Source organism: Hyphomicrobiales bacterium (assembly GCA_016710435.1).
Classification (GTDB): Bacteria; Pseudomonadota; Alphaproteobacteria; order Rhizobiales; family Aestuariivirgaceae; genus Aestuariivirga.
In genome coordinates this window covers 1,713,225-1,733,694 of sequence record JADJVV010000001.1, presented here as the reverse complement: position 1 = coordinate 1,733,694, position 20,470 = coordinate 1,713,225, and the positions used below count along the sequence as shown (strand labels likewise).

At 63.7% G+C, this 20,470-nt stretch carries 22 protein-coding genes and 1 tRNA gene; 11 read left to right on the top strand and 12 right to left on the bottom strand.

All coding sequences use genetic code 11. The features are described 5' to 3' along the window. Positions 1-19 precede the first annotated feature (19 nt). Positions 20-1,564 carry a carbohydrate kinase gene (locus IPM06_08390; GenBank protein ID MBK8770433.1) on the bottom strand — a complete coding sequence of 515 codons (1,545 nt, stop codon included), beginning with the start codon at positions 1,562-1,564 and terminating at the stop codon, positions 20-22. 246 nt (positions 1,565-1,810) lie between these two features. Continuing rightward, positions 1,811-2,689 (bottom strand): SDR family oxidoreductase, encoded by an 879-nt coding sequence (locus tag IPM06_08385; GenBank protein ID MBK8770432.1) that lies wholly within the window; start codon positions 2,687-2,689, stop codon positions 1,811-1,813. A 248-nt stretch (positions 2,690-2,937) separates the two neighbouring features. On the opposite strand from IPM06_08385, the gene IPM06_08380 reads away from it, so the two are divergent. Together IPM06_08380 and IPM06_08375 are read left to right on the top strand one after the other, a co-directional pair. After that, a complete protein-coding gene (locus IPM06_08380) occupies positions 2,938-3,339 on the top strand; it encodes a hypothetical protein (GenBank protein MBK8770431.1) in 402 nt (133 codons plus the stop codon). 178 nt (positions 3,340-3,517) lie between these two features. After that, complete coding sequence (locus IPM06_08375) at positions 3,518-4,360, top strand: hypothetical protein (protein ID MBK8770430.1); 843 nt, start codon at positions 3,518-3,520, stop codon at positions 4,358-4,360. 46 nt (positions 4,361-4,406) lie between these two features. On the opposite strand, the gene IPM06_08370 is transcribed toward IPM06_08375, so the two are convergent. The 7 genes from IPM06_08370 to IPM06_08340 form a co-directional block, all read right to left on the bottom strand. Continuing rightward, positions 4,407-5,399: a TIM barrel protein gene (locus IPM06_08370; protein ID MBK8770429.1), complete on the bottom strand. Its 993-nt coding sequence runs from the start codon at positions 5,397-5,399 to the stop codon at positions 4,407-4,409. A 28-nt stretch (positions 5,400-5,427) separates the two neighbouring features. Then, positions 5,428-5,874, bottom strand: coding sequence for a fucose-binding protein (locus IPM06_08365; protein ID MBK8770428.1), 447 nt, complete (start codon positions 5,872-5,874; stop codon positions 5,428-5,430). A gap of 9 nt (positions 5,875-5,883) precedes the next feature. Then, the gene (locus tag IPM06_08360; protein MBK8770427.1) at positions 5,884-6,762 is read right to left on the bottom strand and encodes a ribokinase; all 879 of its coding nucleotides are present in this window, start codon (positions 6,760-6,762) and stop codon (positions 5,884-5,886) included. Positions 6,763-6,850: 88 nt separating this feature from the next. Next, a tRNA-Arg gene (locus IPM06_08355) sits at positions 6,851-6,927 on the bottom strand. 94 nt (positions 6,928-7,021) lie between these two features. Continuing rightward, a complete protein-coding gene (locus tag IPM06_08350) occupies positions 7,022-8,488 on the bottom strand; it encodes a HAMP domain-containing histidine kinase (protein ID MBK8770426.1) in 1,467 nt (488 codons plus the stop codon). Between the two features lie 13 nt (positions 8,489-8,501). Next, positions 8,502-9,908 (bottom strand): FAD-dependent oxidoreductase, encoded by a 1,407-nt coding sequence (locus IPM06_08345; GenBank protein MBK8770425.1) that lies wholly within the window; start codon positions 9,906-9,908, stop codon positions 8,502-8,504. Continuing rightward, positions 9,905-10,708, bottom strand: coding sequence for a TVP38/TMEM64 family protein (locus IPM06_08340; protein MBK8770424.1), 804 nt, complete (start codon positions 10,706-10,708; stop codon positions 9,905-9,907). The genes IPM06_08345 and IPM06_08340 overlap by 4 nt, the downstream gene beginning before the upstream one ends. Positions 10,709-10,964: 256 nt before the next feature. On the opposite strand from IPM06_08340, the gene rpmH reads away from it, so the two are divergent. From rpmH to dapE, 9 genes are all read left to right on the top strand, one after another. Beyond that, positions 10,965-11,099: a 50S ribosomal protein L34 gene (gene rpmH, locus IPM06_08335; protein MBK8770423.1), complete on the top strand. Its 135-nt coding sequence runs from the start codon at positions 10,965-10,967 to the stop codon at positions 11,097-11,099. 15 nt (positions 11,100-11,114) lie between these two features. Beyond that, positions 11,115-11,471, top strand: coding sequence for a ribonuclease P protein component (gene rnpA, locus IPM06_08330; GenBank protein ID MBK8770422.1), 357 nt, complete (start codon positions 11,115-11,117; stop codon positions 11,469-11,471). Positions 11,472-11,488: 17 nt separating this feature from the next. Then, positions 11,489-13,279, top strand: coding sequence for a membrane protein insertase YidC (gene yidC, locus IPM06_08325; GenBank protein ID MBK8770421.1), 1,791 nt, complete (start codon positions 11,489-11,491; stop codon positions 13,277-13,279). Between the two features lie 3 nt (positions 13,280-13,282). Continuing rightward, positions 13,283-13,921, top strand: coding sequence for a YihA family ribosome biogenesis GTP-binding protein (locus IPM06_08320; protein MBK8770420.1), 639 nt, complete (start codon positions 13,283-13,285; stop codon positions 13,919-13,921). Positions 13,922-14,037: 116 nt separating this feature from the next. Next, the gene (gene argB / locus IPM06_08315) at positions 14,038-14,934 is read left to right on the top strand and encodes an acetylglutamate kinase (GenBank protein ID MBK8770419.1); all 897 of its coding nucleotides are present in this window, start codon (positions 14,038-14,040) and stop codon (positions 14,932-14,934) included. Then, positions 14,931-15,626, top strand: coding sequence for a pyrimidine 5'-nucleotidase (locus tag IPM06_08310; protein ID MBK8770418.1), 696 nt, complete (start codon positions 14,931-14,933; stop codon positions 15,624-15,626). Before argB ends, IPM06_08310 begins: the two co-directional genes overlap by 4 nt. Further along, entirely contained in the window at positions 15,623-16,459 is an 837-nt protein-coding gene (gene dapD, locus IPM06_08305; protein ID MBK8770417.1) for a 2,3,4,5-tetrahydropyridine-2,6-dicarboxylate N-succinyltransferase, read from the top strand. The genes IPM06_08310 and dapD overlap by 4 nt, the downstream gene beginning before the upstream one ends. Before the next feature lie 81 nt (positions 16,460-16,540). Beyond that, complete coding sequence (locus tag IPM06_08300; protein MBK8770416.1) at positions 16,541-16,951, top strand: DUF805 domain-containing protein; 411 nt, start codon at positions 16,541-16,543, stop codon at positions 16,949-16,951. Between the two features lie 77 nt (positions 16,952-17,028). Beyond that, entirely contained in the window at positions 17,029-18,195 is a 1,167-nt protein-coding gene (gene dapE / locus IPM06_08295; GenBank protein ID MBK8770415.1) for a succinyl-diaminopimelate desuccinylase, read from the top strand. Between the two features lie 15 nt (positions 18,196-18,210). On the opposite strand, the gene truA is transcribed toward dapE, so the two are convergent. From truA to IPM06_08280, 3 genes are read right to left on the bottom strand one after another with little or no spacing between them, the layout of a single operon-like run. Next, positions 18,211-18,951, bottom strand: coding sequence for a tRNA pseudouridine(38-40) synthase TruA (truA, locus tag IPM06_08290; GenBank protein MBK8770414.1), 741 nt, complete (start codon positions 18,949-18,951; stop codon positions 18,211-18,213). Then, complete coding sequence (locus IPM06_08285; GenBank protein ID MBK8770413.1) at positions 18,951-19,856, bottom strand: methionyl-tRNA formyltransferase; 906 nt, start codon at positions 19,854-19,856, stop codon at positions 18,951-18,953. Before IPM06_08285 ends, truA begins: the two co-directional genes overlap by 1 nt. Before the next feature lie 5 nt (positions 19,857-19,861). Continuing rightward, complete coding sequence (locus IPM06_08280; protein MBK8770412.1) at positions 19,862-20,380, bottom strand: peptide deformylase; 519 nt, start codon at positions 20,378-20,380, stop codon at positions 19,862-19,864. Between the last annotated feature and the right edge of the window lie 90 nt (positions 20,381-20,470).

Here is a 20,470-nt window from a genome sequence, read left to right as displayed (position 1 = left end):
AGTCCTGCCGGGATCGCCATCATGCCGCTTCGCCTTGGCTGCGGGGCGCTTCCTGCGCGGCGCGCCAAGCCGCGACGCTGGTGTCGATGGCAGCGCGGAAGCGCTTGTATTTCTCAGTGAGGACGGCACCTCTGCTGCGGTCCGGTGTGAAGCGGTGTTCGAGCTTGACCATGCCCTTCATGGCGTCGCTCATGCTGCTGTAGGCACCCGCCGCCACGGCACCGCACATGGCCGCGCCCTTGGCACCAAGTTCGCTGCCGTTGGTGATTTCCAGTGGCAGGCCGAGACAATCCGTAAACATCTGCGCCCAAACCGCGCTGCGCGAGGGGCCGCCGGCAAAGCGGATCACATCTGGCCTCGCGGCGCTGGGGCCGGTGAGCAGGTTCGTCATGTCGAGGCGGTGCACGCAAGCGACGCCCTCGTAAACCGCCCGCAGCATGTCGGCCATGCTGGTCGACATGGTCATGCCGGTGAAGCCCGCAGGCGCGCCACGCGGGCCGTCGAGCAGGAAGGGGAAGAAGAGAATGTCATTGCCGCGCCCCATGGTGCTGCCGACAAGATCATTGCAGACGTCATAGACACTGACGCCCTTGGCTTTCGCCGCGCTGCGTTCCGCCGCCATGAATGTGTTGACGAACCATTCGAGATTGCTGGCCGAGGTGGGCGTGGCCATGGTGGCGAGCACGAGGCCATCCACGGGATAGGGGGTCTGGATCGTCGGAAGCGGATCCAGTGTCGGCTTGCGGTGCAGTGTCGAGTGAATGCTGAAGGTGCCGGCCACAGCCGCCAGCTGGCTGTCCCGTTCCACACCCGTTGCAAGGGCGCAGCCCACGACATCATACACGCCGCGGCAGACGGGTGTTCCTTCCTTCAAGCCCGTTTCGCGCGCGGCTGCCGCCGTGATGCGGCCTGCGATTTCCACGGCGTTGCGGACTGGCGCCAGTTTCGGCAGCCACTCCTTCATGCCGGCAATGGCGAAGGCGTCCTGGGAGATATCCGAACGGGTGACATTGATGATGCCGGCACAGCCGCCGTCAGTCGGATCCGTCGAGACGTCACCACAGAGGCGCAGGCGCAGGAAATCCTTGCACGACAACACATGGGCGGTGCGGCGCAGCGTGTCGGGTTCATGTTCCTTGAACCAGCCCAGCAGCGAAAAGGTCTGGCCGGGCCAGAGGTTGGATTCAATCTCGGGAATGATCTGCCTTGCCACCCCCGTGGCGTGCCACTTGTCGAGCACCGGAATGGCGCGCGTGTCGGGCGAGATCACCCCGTTCCGCACGTTGATGCCGTCCTTGTCCACGAGGTAGACGCCGCCGCCATAGCCTGAGGGCGTCACTGCAATGATGTCGGCGGGATCGGTGCCCGTCTTTTCCAGCAAGGCTTTCAGGGAGATGCAGACCGCCGTCCACATGGCCTCGCCATCACGCTCGACCCAGCCTGCATGGGGCAGGAGCACATGATTGGGTTGGCGCTCACAGGCCAGTTCATTGCCCGCGACATCGAACAGCACGACCTTCGTCATGGTGCCGCCGGCATCAATGCCAATGAGCCGTTCCTTCATCGATCCTCCCTGCGAACGGTGCACGCTGCGTATTCGCAGTCTGGAAACCGCCCTCAAGGACGTCCGGCCCGATCACATGAAGAGTGAGGCTATTTCACTGACTGGAATTGTCAATCCGCCAGCAAGAAAATTTTTTTCAGATTTTATTTTATTGATATGATTACATAAAAAATATCTCCCACTGTTGCTGCGTCAGTTATGTTCGCTCCACAGGTAATATACTGCCACTCGGCTCAGGCGCCGGGATCAAACGATCTTGCCCCCGGTGACGGGGAAGAAGCTGCCGGTGATATAGCTCGCCTCGTCGCAGGCCAGCAGAACGTAGATGGATGCAATCTCCGCCGGTTGTCCGGGGCGACCCAGGGGTGAATCCTCGCCAAAATGCTGCACGCGTTCCGGGCTCTGTCCGCCGCTCGGTTGCAGCACGGTCCAGAAGGGTCCCGGTGCCACCACGTTGGCCCGCACGCCCTTGCTGGCGAGATTCTTCGCAATGGCCAGCGTCATGGTGGCAATGGCACCCTTGCTCGCGGCATAGTCAATCAAGCCATCCGAGGGTTCGCGCGCATTGACCGAAGCAGTGCTGATGAGGCTGGCGCCAGGGCGAAGATGCGGCAGGGCCGCGCGAATAATCCAGAAGGGCGCATAGACATTCACTTTGAAGGTGTCGTCGAACTGGCTTGTCGAAATGTCCGCGAGATCTTCCTGATAAACCTGCCGGCCAGCGTTGTTGACGATGATGTCGAGCCCGCCCAACTCCCGCACGGCATCTTCGACGAGGCGCGCGCAAAATGACTCGCTCGTGAGGTCGCCAGCCAGTGCCACAGCCTTGCGGCCCACAGCCTCGATATATCCGATCACCTCGCGGGCGTCGTCCTCCTCCTCGGGAAGATAGTTGAGGGCAACATCGGCACCTTCGCGTGCAAATGCGATGGCGACAGCGCGGCCGATGCCCGAATCGGCGCCCGTCACCAGCGCCTTCTTGCCCGCCAGCCGGCCATGGCCCACATAACTTTTCTCGCCATGGTCGGGAACAGGCAGCATCTGCTGGGCGAGACCGGGATAAGCCTGCTCCTGACGCGGAAACGGCGGGCGCGGATAGGACTGCAATGCGGTGTCTTTGGGCATGATGATACTCCGTTTGTCATGAACCTAATGGCGCGTGCAGGCCACATGTTCCCGCGACTGCCCTGACGCGTGTTCACAAACCGATTCCGCCTCACGTTGAGAGACGCGCGGCCCTGCTTCCCGCCCCGATTCCAATACGTTCAAATTCCCCGTGCGACAGGAACCGCCCAGAAGAGGGTGCGTTGGAGAAGATGCGAAAGCAGTCACCCCACTTTCGACAGTCAACATGCATCACGGAGTATACAGCGATGAATTCTTCCCGTTATTCACGCAACGACGACCGCTTCCGGCAGGAGGAGGAGTTTCGCGGCAACCGGAATCGCGACCGGGGCGGACGCTCTGGCGACGGTCAATTCGAAGGGCGCGGCGACTACCAGGGCCAAGGCCGCAATCAGAACTCCATGGACGACAACCAGCGCTCGGGCCGCCATGGCGGCGACGATCATTTTGAACGCGCTGACTCCCGCCTCACGGCTTATGACGAAGATTATGCCAATTTCCGCAACGACCACCTGACGAAGCTCGACGACGACTATCAGGAGTGGCGCAGCGAACGGCGCAAGCAGTTCCAGCAGGAGTTCGACAAGTGGCGGACGGACAAGTCGGGCAAACCTGCGGCCTCGGGTACGTCCGGCAAATCGGGCAGCTGAGCCACTACACCCGCCTTCCTTGAACAAGGATCCTGGCCGCCTCCCGGGTCCTTGTTTGCGGCGATGCCGATTGCATGCGCCGCACTGACGGCAGCGGACCAGCCCTCGCGTCCCACGGGCCGCCTCCGCTTGATCTCTTGGACGCGACATCCCACCGCAATCACAGGAGTATTGCATCATGAACAGGAACTATCAGGATCGCGACGAGCGTGGCCGCTTCGTCAGCGATGACGATGACGATCGCGGAAATTCGAACCGGTCGCAGCAGTCGCGCCGCGACGATGATTACGGCTCGCGCGGTTCGTCCGGCCGCCAGGGTTCGCGCTACGGCGAGAACGAGTCTTCCTATGGACGTTCGCAGGGTGGCTACGGCGGGTCTCAGGGCGGTTATGGCGGGTCGCAGGGTGGCTATGGCCGCAATGATGATGACGACCGAGGCAACTACGGCAACCGCTCGGGTGGCGGTCAGGGCGGCGCTTCCGGTGGCGGCTACGGCGAACGTTTTTCCGGCGGTTATGGCGACCGCGAAGGAGGACGTTTCAGCAACTCCGGGGACGACCGCCGCGGCGGAAACTACGACGACCAGCGCTCGCAGTCCCGCAACCGCGATGATGATGACCGCAACCAGGGTGGATGGTTTGGTGACTCCGAGGGTCACTCGCAGGCGTCCCGCCAGGGCTGGGAAAACCGTGGTGGTGACGACAGCCGGGGAGGCAATCGTGGTGGCAATCGCGGTGGTGGTTCCTCATTCTCCAACCTGTCGCGCGGCGGTGGCCGCTTCGACGAAGATGATGATCGCAGCCAAGGCTGGTACGGCGATTCCGAAGGGCATGCCGACGCCGCCCGCAAGGGCTGGCAACATCGTTCCGGCGGATCCGGAGGTGGTTCCGGCAACCGCAGCGGCTCGTCCGGACGTTCCTCGGGCGATGAGGACCGCGGCGGCAGCAACCATGGCGGCTGGTTCGGCGATTCCCGTGGACATGCGCAAGCCGCACGCCGCGGCTGGGAAAACCGCCGCTGAACCCAACCGTTGAACTTGCGTCTCCCGGCTACGGCCGGGAGACGTCTTATGCCGGGGTCGCGTAGAGCGCGGCGCGGACGATGTTGTTGCTCGTCACGGCGTCCTGGGCCGCAATCGCGGTGGCGAGGCGGTTGTCGCCGCGCAGTTTCCGCACGACGGTGCGCAAGGTTTCCACAGCTGCTATATTGGCGCTGCATTCGGCCACGGGATCGAGACCCGTCGTGTCGGGGAAGGTGTCGAAATAGATGGGGCGGTCGTAGCCGATCCGGTCGAGGGTGTAGAGCAGTTCCAGTGTCTGCACGGGATGCACTGTTCCCACCATCAGGCCGTCGTCGCGCTTGCCGTAGCCGTCGTTGAGGTGGACGCCGAAGAGCTTGGCACTGCGCGCCGCCAGGGCCACGGCGTAAGCCGGCATCTCATCGGCATAGAGCACATGGGCGAAGTCGATGGTGACGCCGACATTGGCGCGTGCGACTTCGCGGATCGCCAGCATCGTGGTGCCGATGTCGGGCATGAGCGAGAAACTGCGCGGTTCGTTTGGCTTGTATTCGATGCTGATGTCGCAAGACGGAACATGGTCTGCCACCTCCGCCACGGCTTCCAGCGTCTGGTCCCAGAGGCGGGCGTAGTCCGCCTGGAAGGAATAGTCGAAACCGTCCTGTCCCATCCACAGCGTCATGAGCGAGCCGCCCAGCTCCAGCATCTCGTCGATGCCGCGCTTGGTCTGGTCGATGGCGAGGCGGCGCAACCGCGCCTCCGGATTGGTGAAGGCGCCCAGCTTGAAACCGGGATCACCATAGAAGCGCATGGCGAAACCATTCACCGCAAGGCCCAGTCCTGCGAGGTGCTGTTTCATTTCGCGGCGGTCGGCGGCTTCGAGGTGGTCAGGGAAGTTCAGGTCCACGGCATTGAGCCCCGGCACCGCGGCGGCACGGGACAGGAGATTGAACACGGCCGGCCGTTTCGCTCCATCCTGCCCTGCCCCGATCTTGAAGGAGTTGAGGCGGGCGGCATAGGCGTAGGGTTTGTCGTTGGTCATATCGGGCATCGGGTTGGTCCTTGTTCGATCAGAGCGTGATCACGCCCTTGCGCAGGATGAAGCAGCCATAGGGACCGGGGTCCGAGGTGCGGACGATGGCAAAGGATTTGCGCGCCGCGGCATAGAAATCAAAACGGTCATAGGCACCCATGGCAACGTCGCGTCCCTCGCTGGCGGCGAGCGTGGCGCGCACCTTGGCGAAGATCGGCACCTCGGCTTCCGGATCACCGACGACGCGCATGCGCATCACGGGTTCGGGTACGAAGGTATCGAGCGGCATGAGCGAGAGGATGGCCTTCAGGGCGCGCGGAATATCGCAGCCGGGCATGTCGATGAGCTTTCCGTAAGTCGTGTGCTTGGCGATGGTGACGGCGGGATGGTTCACGTCGCAGACGACGAGATCATCGCCATGGCCCATGAGCATCAGGACGTAGAGAAGTTCGGCAGAGAGAACGGGATCAAGGGTCTTGAGCATGTGTACACTTCATGTGATGCGGGAAACATGAGCCGCGGCCCGCCTGTTGGCCGTTGCGCAGGCGACTGGCAAGGCGGTACCGCGCGCCAGTTCGGCGGCCACTGTGCCCACAAAGCAATCGCCGGCGCCATGGGCGGAGGTGACGCGGACGGGCAGGGCGGAAATGAACGCGGGCGCTGCGCCCCGTTCCACCATCACGAGGCCATCGCCACCCAGTGTCACGATGACTGCAAGGGCCTGTTGGGCCAGCAGGGTGGCGGCCTGTTCCGCGCTGGCCCTGTCGTGGACCGTGAGGCCCGAGAGATCCGCGGCTTCCACGCGGTTGACGACCAGCACATCCACAAGGTCCATAAGGTCCCGTGCCTGCGCCCGCGAAGGCGCGGCATTGAACACCACCTGCGCACCCCGTTCTCGCGCCTGGCGCGCGATGGCGAGATTGGTGGCGTGGGGAATTTCGTTCTGCAGCACCAGCACGCGCGCCCCGCCCAAGCCCTGCCACTGGTCCATCGCCTCTGTTCCGCCCAGCGACAGGTTGGCGCCCGAGACGATGACCGCGCCATATTCTCCCTGCGCCTCCACGATGGCGACGCTCATGCCGGAGCCTTGCGTCTCATCCCGACTGATGGCGGAGGTATCAACGGATTCGCGGGCGAGGTTGGCGCGCAGCATGTCGCCGAAATCATCGCGGCCCACACGGCCGATCATCGCGGCGCGGGCGCCCGCACGCGCGGCCTGCACGGCCTGGTTCCCGCCCTTGCCCCCGCATACCTTCTTCCACGACGAGCCGACGGCCGTTTCATCAAGGCGCGGCAGGCGCGGCGCATCGACAACAATATCGAGGTGCAAACTGCCGCACACGATCACATCCCACCCTGCAACCCCGACCATCCGTCATTCCCTCACGCAAACGGCGCAGACGGCCCTAACACATCCGCGCCACGGACGTGAAGGACCTGGAATTGCGAATGGAAAAGAATGGCGCGCCCGAAAGGATTCGAACCTCTGACCCCCAGATTCGTAGTCTGGTGCTCTATCCAGCTGAGCTACGGGCGCTTATGTTTCGACGCGGTGTGTTGCGGAAACGGCGTGTCCATATCCGCTCATTGCGGCAAAGGCAAGCGGGTAATTCCGCGGCCTTGGGGCGGGCTCAATTCACCGGCTGGCGGCGGTTCTGGCGGGCGGCCAGTTGCACCGGCGGATCCGGCAGGGTGAGGGTGAAATGGGTGCCGCCGGGGCCGGTGCGGGCCACTTTGAGGCTGCCGCCGTGGGCTTCCGCCAGTTCCGCAGAAATGGCAAGGCCCAGGCCGGTGCCACCGCTCTTGGCGGCTGACTGGAAGGCGGCGAAGAGCCGCCCGCGCACCGCTTCCGGAATGCCGGGTCCGGTGTCGCTCACATGCAGCAGTGCCACGCTGCCCTGGCGTTCACCGGCAATCGTCACAGTGCCGGAACCGTCGCCCTGCTCCAGCGCCTGCACGGCGTTGCGCACCAGGTTGGTGAGGATGCGCGTCACCTGCTCGCGGTCCGCCTCGGCCACGGTGCCTGCCGGCACATCGTTGCGATAAGTCACGGACTTGCCGCCGAGAAAGGCGAAGGCATCGATCACGTCGGCGGAAAGAGCGCGGAGATCGAGCCGCTCGCGCTGCGGCGGCTGTTCACGGGCCTGGCCATAGGTGAGGGTGCGGGTGAGGAACTGGATGGCCCGGTCCAGCGAGCCGATGAGCTTGGGGGCGAAGCGCTGCACCTGCGGATCGCGCACTTCGCCGAGGCGGTCGGAAATGAGCTGGGCCGACGTCAGCATGTTGCGCAAGTCGTGGCTCACCTTGCTCACGGCGAGGCCGAGTGCCGCGAGCCTGCTCTTCTGCTGCAGCATGGCGTGCAGCTGTGTCTGCATGTGGTGCAGTTCCTGTTCGGCCACGCCCAGTTCATCGCGCCGCGACGAGGGCGAGATGATGCGCGAGGCATCTTCCGGGTTTCCGGCGAAATGCGTGATGTTGGCAGAGAGCCGTTGCATCGGCCGCACCAGCAGGCGGCTCAGGGCGGTGAAGATCGATGCGGCAACGATGATGGAGAGCACCACCGAAAGCAACAGAACGCGCAGGGCATAGCTCCGCATGGCCTCCGACAGGGGTTGCTCGTGCAATGCGATTTCGATCAGGTCGCCGGACATGTTGGGCGGCACATCGACGACGCCGATGGTGCGGTCGCCGGTGCGCACGAGGGCCTGGAGCGCCGCAAAAACCGTGTTGTAATACATGCCCGGACGGAGATCGAAGCTCTCTTCCACCATATGCAGGCTGTCGTCGCGCAGCATGAGCTGGCGCTTCTCCCCCTTCTTGAGCGAGACGGCGGACACGCCGGCCCCCTTGAGGATCTCGGTGCGCAGGTCGTCGTTGAGGATGCGGTCGGGGGCGGCTTCGGCGGCAAGGGCGGCGATTTCCGCCTGGGAGATGCGCGACTTGAACCACTGGATGCGGAAGTTGGCGATGGAGGGCAGGAAGATCAGGACTTCGCCCAGCATGACGAAGATGACGGTCAGGGCCAACACCTTGCCGGAGAGGCTCGTGATGAACGGCGTCCTCTCGCTCACATCGGTCTGCTGGCGCTTGTCCGGCATTCCCTTCACATCCTCAACCAAACCATTTCAGCATGGCAATCAGGGCACGGGTAAGGCGGCGTTTCGGCAGCGCGGCGTAGTAGCTGATGGCAGCCCGCTTTCCGGCTTCCGCCAGCGTCGGATAGGGTAGCACGGTGCCGGCCACGGCCGAAACGCCGAGGCCCTGCGCAATGGCGAGGGCCCAGAGTGCGATCTGCTCGCCTGCCTGCTGTCCGACGATGCTGGCGCCGAGAATGCGTCCGCCCCGCCCCGTGACGATCTTCACCATGCCGCGGGCATGGCGGGAGGTCTGGGCACGGTCATTCTGGGCGAACTCGTGGCGGAGAACGGTGACGCGCCTGCCGTGGCGTTCGCGGGCCTGCGCTTCGGTGAGACCCACATGAGCGAGTTCGGGATCTGTGTAGGTGACCCAGGGCAAGGCGTCGTAGCGGGTACGGGCACGCAGGCGGAACAGCACGTGGCGGATGATGTTGCCGGCATGGTAGCCCGCCACATGGGTGAACTGCGGGCCGCCCGCTACATCGCCCGCGGCATAGACATTGCGGTTGCTGCTGCGCAGGAGCGAATCGACCGTGATGCCCTTTGCGGTGTGAGCGATGCCCGCCGCTTCAAGGTTCAGGCCTTCGATGTTGGGTTGCCGCCCCGCCGCGACGAGGAGGTGGGAGCCGACAATGCGCTCGTCGCCTGCCAGCGTCAGGCGGACACCGCCTGCCGTCTTGTCCACCTGTTCGATCTTCGCCTGCGCGCGGATGGTGACGCCTTCCTTGCGCAGGGCGTCGAGCACGATGGCGGCCAGTTCGGGATCGTCACGGCCCAAGGGTTCAGCGGCCTCCAGCACCGTCACCTGTGCGCCGAGGCGGCGGTGGGCTTGCGCCATCTCGAGGCCGATCGGACCGCCACCGATGATGATGAGATGGCTCGGCAGCGTGGTGTTGCGGAAGATCGTCTCGTTGGTGAAGAAAGGGACCGCCTCCAGTCCGGGGACAGGCGGAACGGCGGGGCGCGAGCCCGTGGCCACAACAATGCGGCGCGCCTCATAGATTTCGCCGCCTGCTTCCAGCGTCTGGGGCGCGATGAACTTGGCGGCCGCGCGTACAACCGTCACCCCGAGGCTTTCGAAGCGCTCGACCGAATCATGGGGTGCAATCGCTGCGATGACACGCTGCACGTGAGCCATGACGGCGGTGAAATCAACGCCGGGCTCGTGGCCCGCGATGCCGAAGGCGTCGCTGCTGCGGTGGCCTTCCGCCGCGGAGGCCGCCGCCAGCAGGGCCTTGGATGGAACGCAACCAGTGTTCAGGCAATCGCCGCCCATGGTGTCTTTCTCGAAGAGCACCACCGTCTGGCCGAACTGGGCCGCGGCCGCCGCCACGCTGAGGCCGGCGGAACCGGCGCCAATGACGGCAATATCGAATTTCATACGCGGCCTTTCCAACGTTTCAGGACAACAGGCAGCAAGGCTACCAGACCGAGTGCCGAAAAGGCCAGAAGCAGTTGCGGCGTGACCAGCGAGGAGAGGCTCGGTTCCGGCGGACAGGATGCGGCAGCGCCCGTGGCGACGCAGGCTTGCCAGGAGGCCTCCACCGCCAGAACGCTGTCGAGGCCTTGTCCCAGGAACGCGAAGGCAAAGGTTCCGGGAATGATGCCGAGCGCCGTGGCCGAGGTGAAGGCGCGCAAGCTGACGTTGGCGAGTGCGGCGGCAAGGTTCACCAGCCAGAAGGGGAACAGCGGCACCAGCCGCAGGAACAGCATGTAGTTGAAGGCATCCGCTGCGAAGCCCTGCTTCACCCGTTGCACGGCAGGACCGGCGCGGCGTTCCAGCGCGTCACCAAAGGAAGAACGGGCGATGAGGAAGATCGCAATCGCCCCCAGGGTTGCTGCTACCACGGCGGCCGATCCGCCCAGCAGCCAGCCAAAGAGAAAGCCGCCTGCCATCGTGAGCAGCGATGCGCCCGGCAGCGAGAGGGCAACGGCACAGACGTATATGACGACGAAGGCCGCGAGAGCCAGCGCGCCATGTTCGCTGGTGAAGGTCTTGAGGAAGGTGCGGTGTTCGGCCAGGCTCGCCAGCGACACATAGTGGTGGAGGCCGAGGGCGTATGCCAGCAGCATCAGGCCGACCACCGCAGCAGGCGCAAGCCAGCGGCGCACGGCGCGAGAGTGACCGGCGGAAGGTTCGGGGCCAGAAGGTTCGGGGCCAGAAGGTTCGGGGATGGACATCACGCTCTCCATACGCCACAGCCCCGTCCATTGCAGCAGGCCCTCACCGGAAGTTGAGAAGGCTTCAAGCGGCGTGTTATGCAATGAGCGGAGCAATTTCCGCCCGGCGTTGACTTTTCCCGGGGGATTGACCATAAGCCGCTCAAATTCCTGACATCCCCCGCCTTACCGGGGGCAGTACGATCTGCCCCGGACAGGTGTTTGACCTTGAATAACAAAGGGTTGGGGCTGGCAGCAAACCTTACGGAGATTGCTCGTGAAGCGCACTTACCAACCTTCCAAGCTTGTTCGCAAGCGCCGCCATGGTTTCCGTGCGCGCATGGCCACCGTGGGCGGCCGCCGGGTGATCAACCGCCGCCGTGCGCGTGGCCGCAAGCGCCTCAGCGCCTAAGCGATCCTGTTCCTCATGAAACGGCTCTTGCGCCGGCGGGATTTTCTGTCCGCGGCGAAGGGCCGTTTTGTGCCAAAAGCCGGTGTGTTGCTGCAGGCCCGCGACCGCCACGACACCGACACGGCGCGGGTGGGATTCACCTGCACCAAGAAACTCGGTAATGCGGTGATGCGCAACCGCATCCGCCGCCGCCTCAAGGAAGCTGCCCGCCTCGCCCTGCCCGGCGTTGCACGCGATGGCTTCGATTATGTGCTGATCGGCCGCGAGGCGAGTGCCACACGCAGCTTTGAAGACCTGCAGAACGACATTATATCCGCTGTTTCCAAACTCCACGCCGCACCGCATGCGGGCGACACCAGGACCAGACCATGACCCCCAACCAGAACCCCATGAAGCCCGACAGCAAGAATCTGATTCTGGCGATCGTGCTGTCCATGGCCATCGTCTTCGTCTGGCAGTATTTCTTCGTGACGCCGAAGCTGAACCAGCAGGCCGCGCAGCAGGCCCAGCAGACGACACAGCAGACAACGCAGCAAACGGGCGCAGGCCAGACAGCGCAGCCGCAGGCGCAGGTTCCCGGTGATCCCGCCGCGGCCAACGCCGTCACCCGCGATCAGGCGCTTGCCACGACGTCCCGCGTGAAGATCGACACGCCGCAGCTTGAAGGCTCGATCAATCTCACGGGCGCGCAGCTCGACGATCTCAAGCTCAAGGACTATCGCGAACAGGCCAATCTCACGAGCCCCATCATCACGCTGCTCTCGCCTTCTGGCACGCCCAATGCCTATTTTGCCGAGCAGGGCTTCGTGACACCTGCCGGTTCCACTGTGAAGGTGCCGGATGCGAAGAGCGTGTGGACGGTTTCCTCAGGCACGGCGCTCACGGCCGACTCGCCTGTCACGCTGTCGTGGGACAACGGCGAGGGCCTTGTCTTCACGCGCACCATCTCGCTCTCGGACACCTACGTGTTCACCATCAAGCACGGCATCCAGAACAAGTCGGCGGCGGCCGTTTCGCTCATTCCCTATGCCCGCGTGCAGCGCCAGGATACGCCGCAGGTTGCCGGCTACTATGTGTTCTTCGAAGGCATGCTCGGCGTGCAGGACGGCAGCCTGACGGAAGCCAAGTATCACGACGTGGCCAAGGAAGACGGCAAGCTCGTCAAGGACTCCAAGGGCGGCTGGGTTGCCTTTACCGACAAGTACTGGGCGACCGCCCTCATTCCCGACCAGAGCCGCGCCCTCACCTCGACCTACCAGCACTTCAAGATCGGCGAGCGTGACGCCTACCAGGTGGATTGGCTCGGCAAGGAAGCCGTGACCGTCGGTCCCGGCGCCGCCACCGAACTCACCGACCACATCTATGCCGGCGCCAAGATCGTCAACAGCATGTATGCGATCGGCGAGAAGTACGGCATCGACAAGTTCGACCTGATGATCGACTGGGGCTGGTTCTATTTCCTCACCAAGCCCATGTACAAGCTCGTGCACTTCGCCAACGGCTTCCTCGGCAACTTCGGCCTCGCAATCCTTTTCGTGACGGTGCTTGTGAAGCTGGTGCTCTTCCCGCTCGCCAACAAGTCCTACGCCTCGATGAGCAAGATGAAGAAGCTGCAGCCCGAGATGGAGCGCATCAAGAAGGAAAATCCGGAAGACCGGATGAAGCAGCAGCAGGAAATCATGGAGATGTACAAGAAGGAGAAGGTTTCGCCGCTCTCCGGGTGCCTCCCCATCTTCATCCAGATCCCCATCTTCTTCTCGCTCTACAAGGTGATCCTGACGACGATCGATTTGCGCCACGCGCCGTTCTACGGCTGGATCCACGATCTTTCGGCGCCGGACCCGACGAGCCTGTTCAATCTCTTCGGCCTCATCCCGTGGACGCCGCCGCACATGCTGATGCTGGGCGTTTGGCCGATCCTCATGGGCATGACCATGTGGGTGCAGATGCGCCTCAACCCCGCACCCGCCGATCCGGTGCAGGCCTCCATGTTCAACTGGATGCCGCTCATCTTCACTTTCATGCTGAGCTCGATGCCGGCCGGTCTCGTCATCTACTGGACGTGGAGCAACCTTCTCTCGATCATCCAGCAGAGCTTCATCATGAAGCGCAACGGCACAGACCTCGATCTCTTCGGCAATATCCGCGACAGCCTGCCCTTCCTGAAGAAGAAGGCCTGAGGCATGGCGGAGAGCCGCTACACGGACGAACAGATGACGGAGGGGCGGAGACTGTTCTCTGCCCCGGCGTCGTTCCGGCTGGGCGTGGCGAAGCTCGAGCAGCTGCCGCCACTGGCGGGCACCGAGATCGCCTTTGCCGGGCGCTCCAACGTGGGGAAGTCATCGCTCATCAATGCGCTGACCGGCGTGCGCGGCCTCGCCCGCGCCTCCAACACACCGGGGCGCACACGCGAACTGAATTTCTTCGACATCGACGGCCGCATCACGCTGGTGGACATGCCGGGCTATGGCTATGCCAAGGCGCCCAAAACCGAGGTGAAGCAGTGGCAGGACGTGCTGAAGGGCTACCTGCGTGGCCGCGTGGGGCTGACCCGCGTCTTCGTGCTGATCGATGCACGCCATGGCGTGAAAGCGGAAGACCGCGAGATGTTCGACATGCTGGATGAAACGGCTGTCGCCTACCAGCTGGTGCTCACCAAAACGGACAAGATCAAGGCCTCGGAACTGGCGGCGGTCACGGCGGACACACTCGCCATCGTCAAGAAGCGCGCCGCCGCCCTGCCTGTGCTGTTCGTCACCTCCTCCGACAAGGGAACGGGCTTCGAGGAGCTTCGCGCCGAGATTGCCGGGCTGATCCGCTGAGGAGCGTGCTCCCGGCTCCGGCATCGCCGGAATGACGGTGCTGCCTTGGTGCTTTCCATCGCCGCAGAATCCCCTATAAGGCGCGACGGTTTTCCTCTGCTTCCGGGACTTCGCCCATGACCGAACTCACCGTCAATGAAACGGCCCGCATCCTTTCGGAGGCGTTGCCTTTCCTGCAGCGTTACGACGACCAGATCATCGTGGTGAAATACGGCGGCCACGCCATGGTGGACCCGGAGCTGGCCCGCATGTTCGCCCGCGACATCGTCATGCTGAAGGTCTGCGGCCTCAACCCCATCGTCGTGCATGGCGGCGGCCCCCAGATCAACAAGATGCTGGACAAGCTCGCGGTGAAGGCAGAGTTCCGCGAGGGCCTGCGCGTCACCGACGATGAAACCATGTCGGTCGTCGAGATGGTTCTCGCCGGCTCCATCAACAAGGCGATCGTCGCCTCGATCCAGCAGGCCGGTGGCCGCGCCATCGGCATCTCCGGCAAGGACGGCAATCTCCTCATCGCCGAGCGCTACGTGAAGGAAAAGACCGATCCCGTTACCGGCAAGACGGTGAAGATCGATTTTGGCCAGGTGGGCGAGCCGGCGCGCGTCAACGTGGAAATCCTCCACACCATCATGAAGAGCGATGCCATTCCCGTGGTTGCTCCCGTGGGCGTGGGCTGGGAGGGCGATACCTACAACGTGAACGCCGACACGGCGGCGGGTGCCATTGCCGCCGCGACAGGCGCCAAGCGACTCCTGCTCCTGACCGATGTGGCCGGCGTGCTCGACAAGAACAAGCAACTCATCAGCGAACTCAAGATCGGCGACGTGCCGCAGCTTGTGTCGGAAGGCACCATCACCGGCGGCATGATCCCCAAGATCGAGAGTGCCGTGTCGGTGGTCGAGTCAGGCGTCGAGGGCGTCATCATCCTCGATGGCCGCGTGCCGCATTCGGTGCTGCTCGAACTCCTCACGCCGCACGGTGTCGGCACGCGCATTTCGCGCTCGGGCGTATGAGCGCGCAGGTTCCGGACTTTTCCCACGTGAATGCCTGGGTCTTCGACCTGGACAACACGCTCTATCCGGCCTCGTGCCGGCTGTTCGACCAGATGCATGTGCGCATGGGCGAATATGTGATGCGGCATTTCAACGTGGCGTTCGACGAGGCCAAGCGCATCCAGCGCGACCTCTTCCTGCGCCACGGCACGACGCTGCGCGGGCTGATGGTGGAGCATGGGCACGCGCCGGAAGATTTCCTCGAGCGGGTGCACGACATTGAATACGACTCCGTGCCCGCCAACCCGGCGCTTCTTGCCGCACTGGAGCGGTTGCCGGGGCGCAAGATTGTCTACACCAACGGCACAACAAAACATGCGCGCGCCGTCATGGAACGGCTCGGCGTGGCTGACGCTTTTCACGGCGTGTTCGACATCGTGGATTCGGATCACATTCCCAAGCCCGCGCCCGAGCCCTACGCCAAGTTCCTGCGCGAGCACGGTGTCGATCCGGTGCGTGCGGCATTCTTTGAAGACATCGCCAACAATCTCAAGGTGCCCCACGAACTGGGCATGAAGACGGTGCTGGTCGTGTCGGAAGATGATGCGGATGTGAAGGACTGGCAGGGCGATCCCAATTCCCCCTGGGTGCAGCACGTCACCCGCGACCTTGCCCGTTTCCTGTCGGAACTGAAGTTTGGAGACCACTCATGAAGAACGCACAAGACATCATCGAACAGGCCTGGGAAGACCGGGCCAATGTCACGCTCAAGACCAAGGGTAACATCCGCAAGGCGGTGGAATTCGCGCTGGACCAGCTCGACAGCGGCAAGCAGCGCGTGGCTGAAAAGCAGGGCGAGGCCTGGCATGTGAACCAGTGGCTGAAGAAGGCCGTGCTGCTGTCCTTCCGCCTGAACGACATGGAACTGATCAAGGGCGGTCCCGGCACGTCGAAGTGGTGGGACAAGGTGCCTTCGAAGTTCGAGGGCTGGACGGCGAAGAAATTCCGTGCCGCCGGCTTCCGCGCCGTGCCGAATTGCGTGGTGCGCAGGTCGGCCTATATCGCGCCCGGCGCCATCCTCATGCCGAGCTTCGTCAACCTCGGCGCCTATGTGGATACCGGCACCATGGTCGATACCTGGGTCACGGTCGGGTCGTGCGCACAGATCGGCAAGAACGTGCATCTCTCGGGCGGCGTCGGCATCGGCGGCGTGCTGGAACCGATGCAGGCGGGACCGACGATCATCGAGGACAACTGCTTCATCGGGGCGCGCTCGGAAGTGGTCGAGGGCGTCGTTGTAGGCGAGGGCTCGGTCATCTCCATGGGCGTGTTCATCGGCCAGTCCACCAAGATCGTGGACCGCACCACGGGCGAAGTGCACATGGGCAAGGTGCCGCCCTATTCGGTGGTGGTCTCCGGCTCGCTGCCGCAGAAGCCCTTCGCCGACGGCTCGCCCTCACCCTCGCTCTATTGCGCCGTCATCGTGAAGCGGGTGGACGAGAAGACCCGCGCCAAGACGTCTATCAACGAACTGTTGCGGGACTGATCACAGCCGGGGATTGAGCAGACGCCGTTTTCAAGTGATACTGGCCCCGGGGGCTCAGAATCACTTGAGCGGAGACTGTGCATGAACCTTCAGACCTTTACGTCCTTTGACGGACGCATCCCTCGCAAGACCTTCTGGCTTGCCATCCTGGTGATGATCGTCATCACCTGGATTCTCGAATTCATCCTGTTCGCAATCTTCGGCGTCAGCATGATGTCGGTCGACCCCACTGCCACGCCGGAAGCGCAGGCCATGGCCATGCAGGAATCCTTCGGCCGGATGACCGTGCCGCTCATCATTCTCATCCTGCTCACGCTTTGGCCGTCACTCGCCATCTATGCCAAGCGCTGGCATGACCGCGACAAGTCGGGCTGGTGGTCGCTGATCATGCTGGTGCCATTGATCGGCGCGCTGTGGATGATTATCGAACTCGGCTTCCTGCGCGGCACGGAAGGCCCGAATCGCTTCGGCCCGGACCCTATCGCGGACTAGGCCGGGACAGCGTCCACACACCTGCGATGCCCGGCCCCATGGACCGGGCATTTGCTTTTGAGATAGAAGTGCCCACCATGAAAAATACGCCGCACGATCCCGTCGCCATGTTGCAGCAGCTGATCCGCTGCCCTTCCGTCACGCCGCATGAAGCAGGCGTGCTGACCTTGCTGCAGGGCTGGCTGCAGTCGTCGGGCTTTGCCTGCGAGCGCATCACCTTCTCCGACAAGGACACGCCTGATGTGGACAATCTCTTTGCCCGCATCGGCACGGGGGGCCCACATTTCTGTTTTGCGGGACATACCGACGTGGTGCCGCAGGGCGACGAATCGATATGGTCGTCTCCGCCTTTCGCGGCCGACATTCGTGATGGCCAGGTGTGGGGCCGCGGCGCCACCGACATGAAGGGATCGGTTGCCGCTTTCGCGGCCGCTGCCATGGATTTCGTGCGCGAGCGTCCGGCGTTCAAGGGCTCGATCTCGTTCCTCATCACCAACGATGAGGAAGGCCCGGCCATCAACGGAACCGTGAAGGTGCTGGATTGGATGAAGGCGCGCGGCAGTGTGCCGGACCATTGCCTGGTCGGCGAACCGTCCTGCGCCGAGGCGCTGGGCGACACGATCAAGATCGGGCGGCGCGGCTCGCTCTCCTTCATCGTGCAGGTGGATGGCAAGCAGGGTCACTCCGCCTATCCACACAAGGCCGACAATCCCGTGCCCAAGCTCGCGCGCCTGGTTGACCGCATGGCCCAACGGAAGCTCGATGATGGCAATGCCCATTTCGATCCGTCGACACTGGCCTTCACCAGTTTCGACGTGGGCAATCCGGCGGGGAACGTGATCCCGTCGCGCGCCACGGCCAAGTTCAACATCCGCTTTTCCACCGAACACAGCTTCCAGTCGCTCAAGGAACTGGTGCAGATGGAAATCGAGGCGGTGCGCAAGGAATTGGGCGGGGCATGGTACATGCGCGCAATCGAAGGCGCTGACGTGTTCATCACCGAGCCGGGCGACTTCGTCTCCCTTGTGCAGAATGCCATCAGAAGCGAAACGGGCATCATGCCCAAGCTCTCCACTTCCGGCGGCACGTCCGATGCGCGCTTCGTGAAAGACTACTGCCCGGTCCTGGAATTCGGCCCCACCAACGCGACAATCCACCAGACGGACGAGCGCATCTCGGTAGAGGAACTGAAAGCCACGGCAAAGGTGTACCGGCGGATTCTCGACGACTATTTCAAGGTCTAGGTGCTGGCGCGGGACTTAACCGTACCCGACGCTCACCAGATAGAGACCGTGCGGTGGGGCCACGACGCCACAGGCGGCGCGGTTGCGGGCTTCCAGCGCCTTTCTCATCTTCACCGGCGGCCACTTGCCTTCGCCCACATACTTGAGTGAGCCGACCATGGAGCGCACCTGATGGTGCAGGAAGCTCCGCGCCTCGGCCCGGATTTCGATCTCCTCGCCGTAGCGCGCGACCTCGAAGCGGTCGAGCGTCTTCACCGGCGACAAGGCCTGGCAATCAGCGGCGCGGAACGTCGTGAAATCGTGCTTGCCGATGAGGTGCTGGGCGGCTTCGTGCATCGCCGCTGCATCCATCTCCACTGGCACATGCCAGACGCGATTGAGGTCCAGCGCGGGCGGGGCGCGGCGGTTGAGGATGCGAAAGAGATAGTTGCGCTTCGTCGCCGAGAAGCGGGCGTGGAAATCATCCGCCACTTCCTCGGCCTCCAGCACGCAGACGGGATGGGGCCGCACGTTGCCGTTGATGGCATTGCGGAGCACGAAGGGGTCCCATGATTTCGGCAGGTCCACGTGGGCCACCTGCTCCAGTGCATGCACGCCCGTGTCGGTGCGGCCCGCACCCTGCACCAGAATGTGCTGGCCATGGATGTGGGAGAGTGCTGCTTCCAGAACACCCTGTACGGTCACATGCGCGGCCTGCATCTGCCAGCCGTAGAAACCGGTGCCGTCGTATTCTATGGTGAGCTTGTAGCGGGGCATCAGATCAGCCTCGTGCCTGGGGGAACGGCGAGGCCGCGCAAGAGCGCTTCCGCTGGCATGGCGCCCTTGCCTTCGCGCTGCACCTCGAGAAAGCGGATGGCGCCGGTTGCGCAGGCGATGGTGAGCCTGTCGTCCAGCGCCGTGCCCGCCTCGCCGGCGCCGGCAACAGCCTCGGCCTTGAGGACCTTGACGCGGGATTGTCCGATCATCGTCCATGCGCCAGGAAAGGGCGAAAGCCCGTGGATGTGATTGCGCACGTCGGCAGAGTCCCGGGCAAAGTCGATCCGCGCCTCGGCCTTGTCAATCTTGCGGGCATAGGTCACGCCATTGGCCGGCTGCGGGGTTCCGGGCTGCTGCGGATCACGGAGCGCCTCCACCATGAGGGCCGCACCCGCTTCTACCAGTTCATCGTGAAGTGACGCCGCCGTCGTCTGCGGCGTGATGGCGACCCGGGCAATCTTCACCATGGGGCCGGTATCCAGCCCCTCTTCCATGCGCATGATGGTGACGCCCGATTCCGCATCGCCCGCCATGATGGCGCGCTGGATCGGCGCTGCGCCCCGCCAGCGCGGCAGGAGAGAGGCGTGGATGTTGAAGCAGCCGAAACGCGGTGCATCCAGCACGGCCCTGGGCAAGAGCAGGCCATAGGCCACGACCACCGCGGCATCTGCCTTCAGCGCGGCGAAGGCCAGTTGTTCCTCGGCGCCCTTCAGGGACACGGGCGTGCGGACAGGAATGCCCAGCTGTTCACCCAGGGCATGCACCGGCGATGGCTTCACCCCGTAGCCACGGCCAGCCGGGCGCGGTGGCTGCGAATAGACGGCAACGATCTCGTGGCCCGCCTCCGCCAGTGCGCGCAACGCATGGGTGGCAAAATCCGGTGTGCCCATGAAGACAATCCGCATGGGATTCACAGCTTCCCCAGCTTGGCGGCCTTCTGGAATTTCTTGATGACGCGGTCGCGCTTGAGCTTGGAGATGTGGTCGATGAAGAGGACGCCGTTGAGATGGTCGATTTCGTGCTGGAGGCAGGTGGCGAGCAGGCCGCCCGCGGTCAGTTCCATCGCCTCGTTGTTGCGGTCGAGATAACGCACCTTCACCTCCCTCGGGCGCTGCACCATCTCATAATAATCAGGGATGGACAGGCATCCCTCCTCGTAATCCGAAAGCTCCGCCGACTGGGCCACGATCTCGGGATTGGCGATGAAGAGAGGTGTGCGCTGTTCGCCTTCCTTGGCGAGGTCCACGACCAGCGCCCGCAGCGGCACACCGATCTGGATGGCGGCGAGTCCGATTCCGGGCGCGTCGTACATCGTTTCCAGCATGTCGTCGAAAAGCGCGCGCGCGTCCGCATCCACCTGGGTAAAGGGCTTCGAAACCTGGCGCAGGATCTTCTCGTCCGGCAGGGTGATGATGGGGCGGGTCGACATGGGGAGGGAGATAGTTGTCCCTCCGCCAAAGGTCAACAAACGCGCTGGGGTGCAGCCCCTGGGCGGCTTGAGCCTGTTCTTCCCCGTCCT

What these genes read in the sequence shown, in the direction of transcription:
- IPM06_08340 (MBK8770424.1), bottom strand. Translation starts at nt 10,708, where the DNA reads ATGTCCATCCCCGAACCTTCTGGCCCCGAACCTTCTGGCCCCGAACCT.
- dapD (MBK8770417.1), top strand. Translation starts at nt 15,623, where the DNA reads ATGAAGAACGCACAAGACATCATCGAACAGGCCTGGGAAGACCGGGCC.
- IPM06_08380 (MBK8770431.1), top strand. Translation starts at nt 2,938, where the DNA reads ATGAATTCTTCCCGTTATTCACGCAACGACGACCGCTTCCGGCAGGAG.
- rnpA (MBK8770422.1), top strand. Translation starts at nt 11,115, where the DNA reads ATGAAACGGCTCTTGCGCCGGCGGGATTTTCTGTCCGCGGCGAAGGGC.
- yidC (MBK8770421.1), top strand. Translation starts at nt 11,489, where the DNA reads ATGAAGCCCGACAGCAAGAATCTGATTCTGGCGATCGTGCTGTCCATG.
- IPM06_08385 (MBK8770432.1), bottom strand. Translation starts at nt 2,689, where the DNA reads ATGCCCAAAGACACCGCATTGCAGTCCTATCCGCGCCCGCCGTTTCCG.
- IPM06_08310 (MBK8770418.1), top strand. Translation starts at nt 14,931, where the DNA reads ATGAGCGCGCAGGTTCCGGACTTTTCCCACGTGAATGCCTGGGTCTTC.
- IPM06_08320 (MBK8770420.1), top strand. Translation starts at nt 13,283, where the DNA reads ATGGCGGAGAGCCGCTACACGGACGAACAGATGACGGAGGGGCGGAGA.
- IPM06_08365 (MBK8770428.1), bottom strand. Translation starts at nt 5,874, where the DNA reads ATGCTCAAGACCCTTGATCCCGTTCTCTCTGCCGAACTTCTCTACGTC.
- IPM06_08300 (MBK8770416.1), top strand. Translation starts at nt 16,541, where the DNA reads ATGAACCTTCAGACCTTTACGTCCTTTGACGGACGCATCCCTCGCAAG.
- IPM06_08370 (MBK8770429.1), bottom strand. Translation starts at nt 5,399, where the DNA reads ATGACCAACGACAAACCCTACGCCTATGCCGCCCGCCTCAACTCCTTC.
- IPM06_08345 (MBK8770425.1), bottom strand. Translation starts at nt 9,908, where the DNA reads ATGAAATTCGATATTGCCGTCATTGGCGCCGGTTCCGCCGGCCTCAGC.
- argB (MBK8770419.1), top strand. Translation starts at nt 14,038, where the DNA reads ATGACCGAACTCACCGTCAATGAAACGGCCCGCATCCTTTCGGAGGCG.
- IPM06_08285 (MBK8770413.1), bottom strand. Translation starts at nt 19,856, where the DNA reads ATGCGGATTGTCTTCATGGGCACACCGGATTTTGCCACCCATGCGTTG.
- IPM06_08390 (MBK8770433.1), bottom strand. Translation starts at nt 1,564, where the DNA reads ATGAAGGAACGGCTCATTGGCATTGATGCCGGCGGCACCATGACGAAG.
- IPM06_08350 (MBK8770426.1), bottom strand. Translation starts at nt 8,488, where the DNA reads ATGCCGGACAAGCGCCAGCAGACCGATGTGAGCGAGAGGACGCCGTTC.
- dapE (MBK8770415.1), top strand. Translation starts at nt 17,029, where the DNA reads ATGAAAAATACGCCGCACGATCCCGTCGCCATGTTGCAGCAGCTGATC.
- IPM06_08360 (MBK8770427.1), bottom strand. Translation starts at nt 6,762, where the DNA reads ATGGTCGGGGTTGCAGGGTGGGATGTGATCGTGTGCGGCAGTTTGCAC.
- IPM06_08280 (MBK8770412.1), bottom strand. Translation starts at nt 20,380, where the DNA reads ATGTCGACCCGCCCCATCATCACCCTGCCGGACGAGAAGATCCTGCGC.
- truA (MBK8770414.1), bottom strand. Translation starts at nt 18,951, where the DNA reads ATGCCCCGCTACAAGCTCACCATAGAATACGACGGCACCGGTTTCTAC.
- IPM06_08375 (MBK8770430.1), top strand. Translation starts at nt 3,518, where the DNA reads ATGAACAGGAACTATCAGGATCGCGACGAGCGTGGCCGCTTCGTCAGC.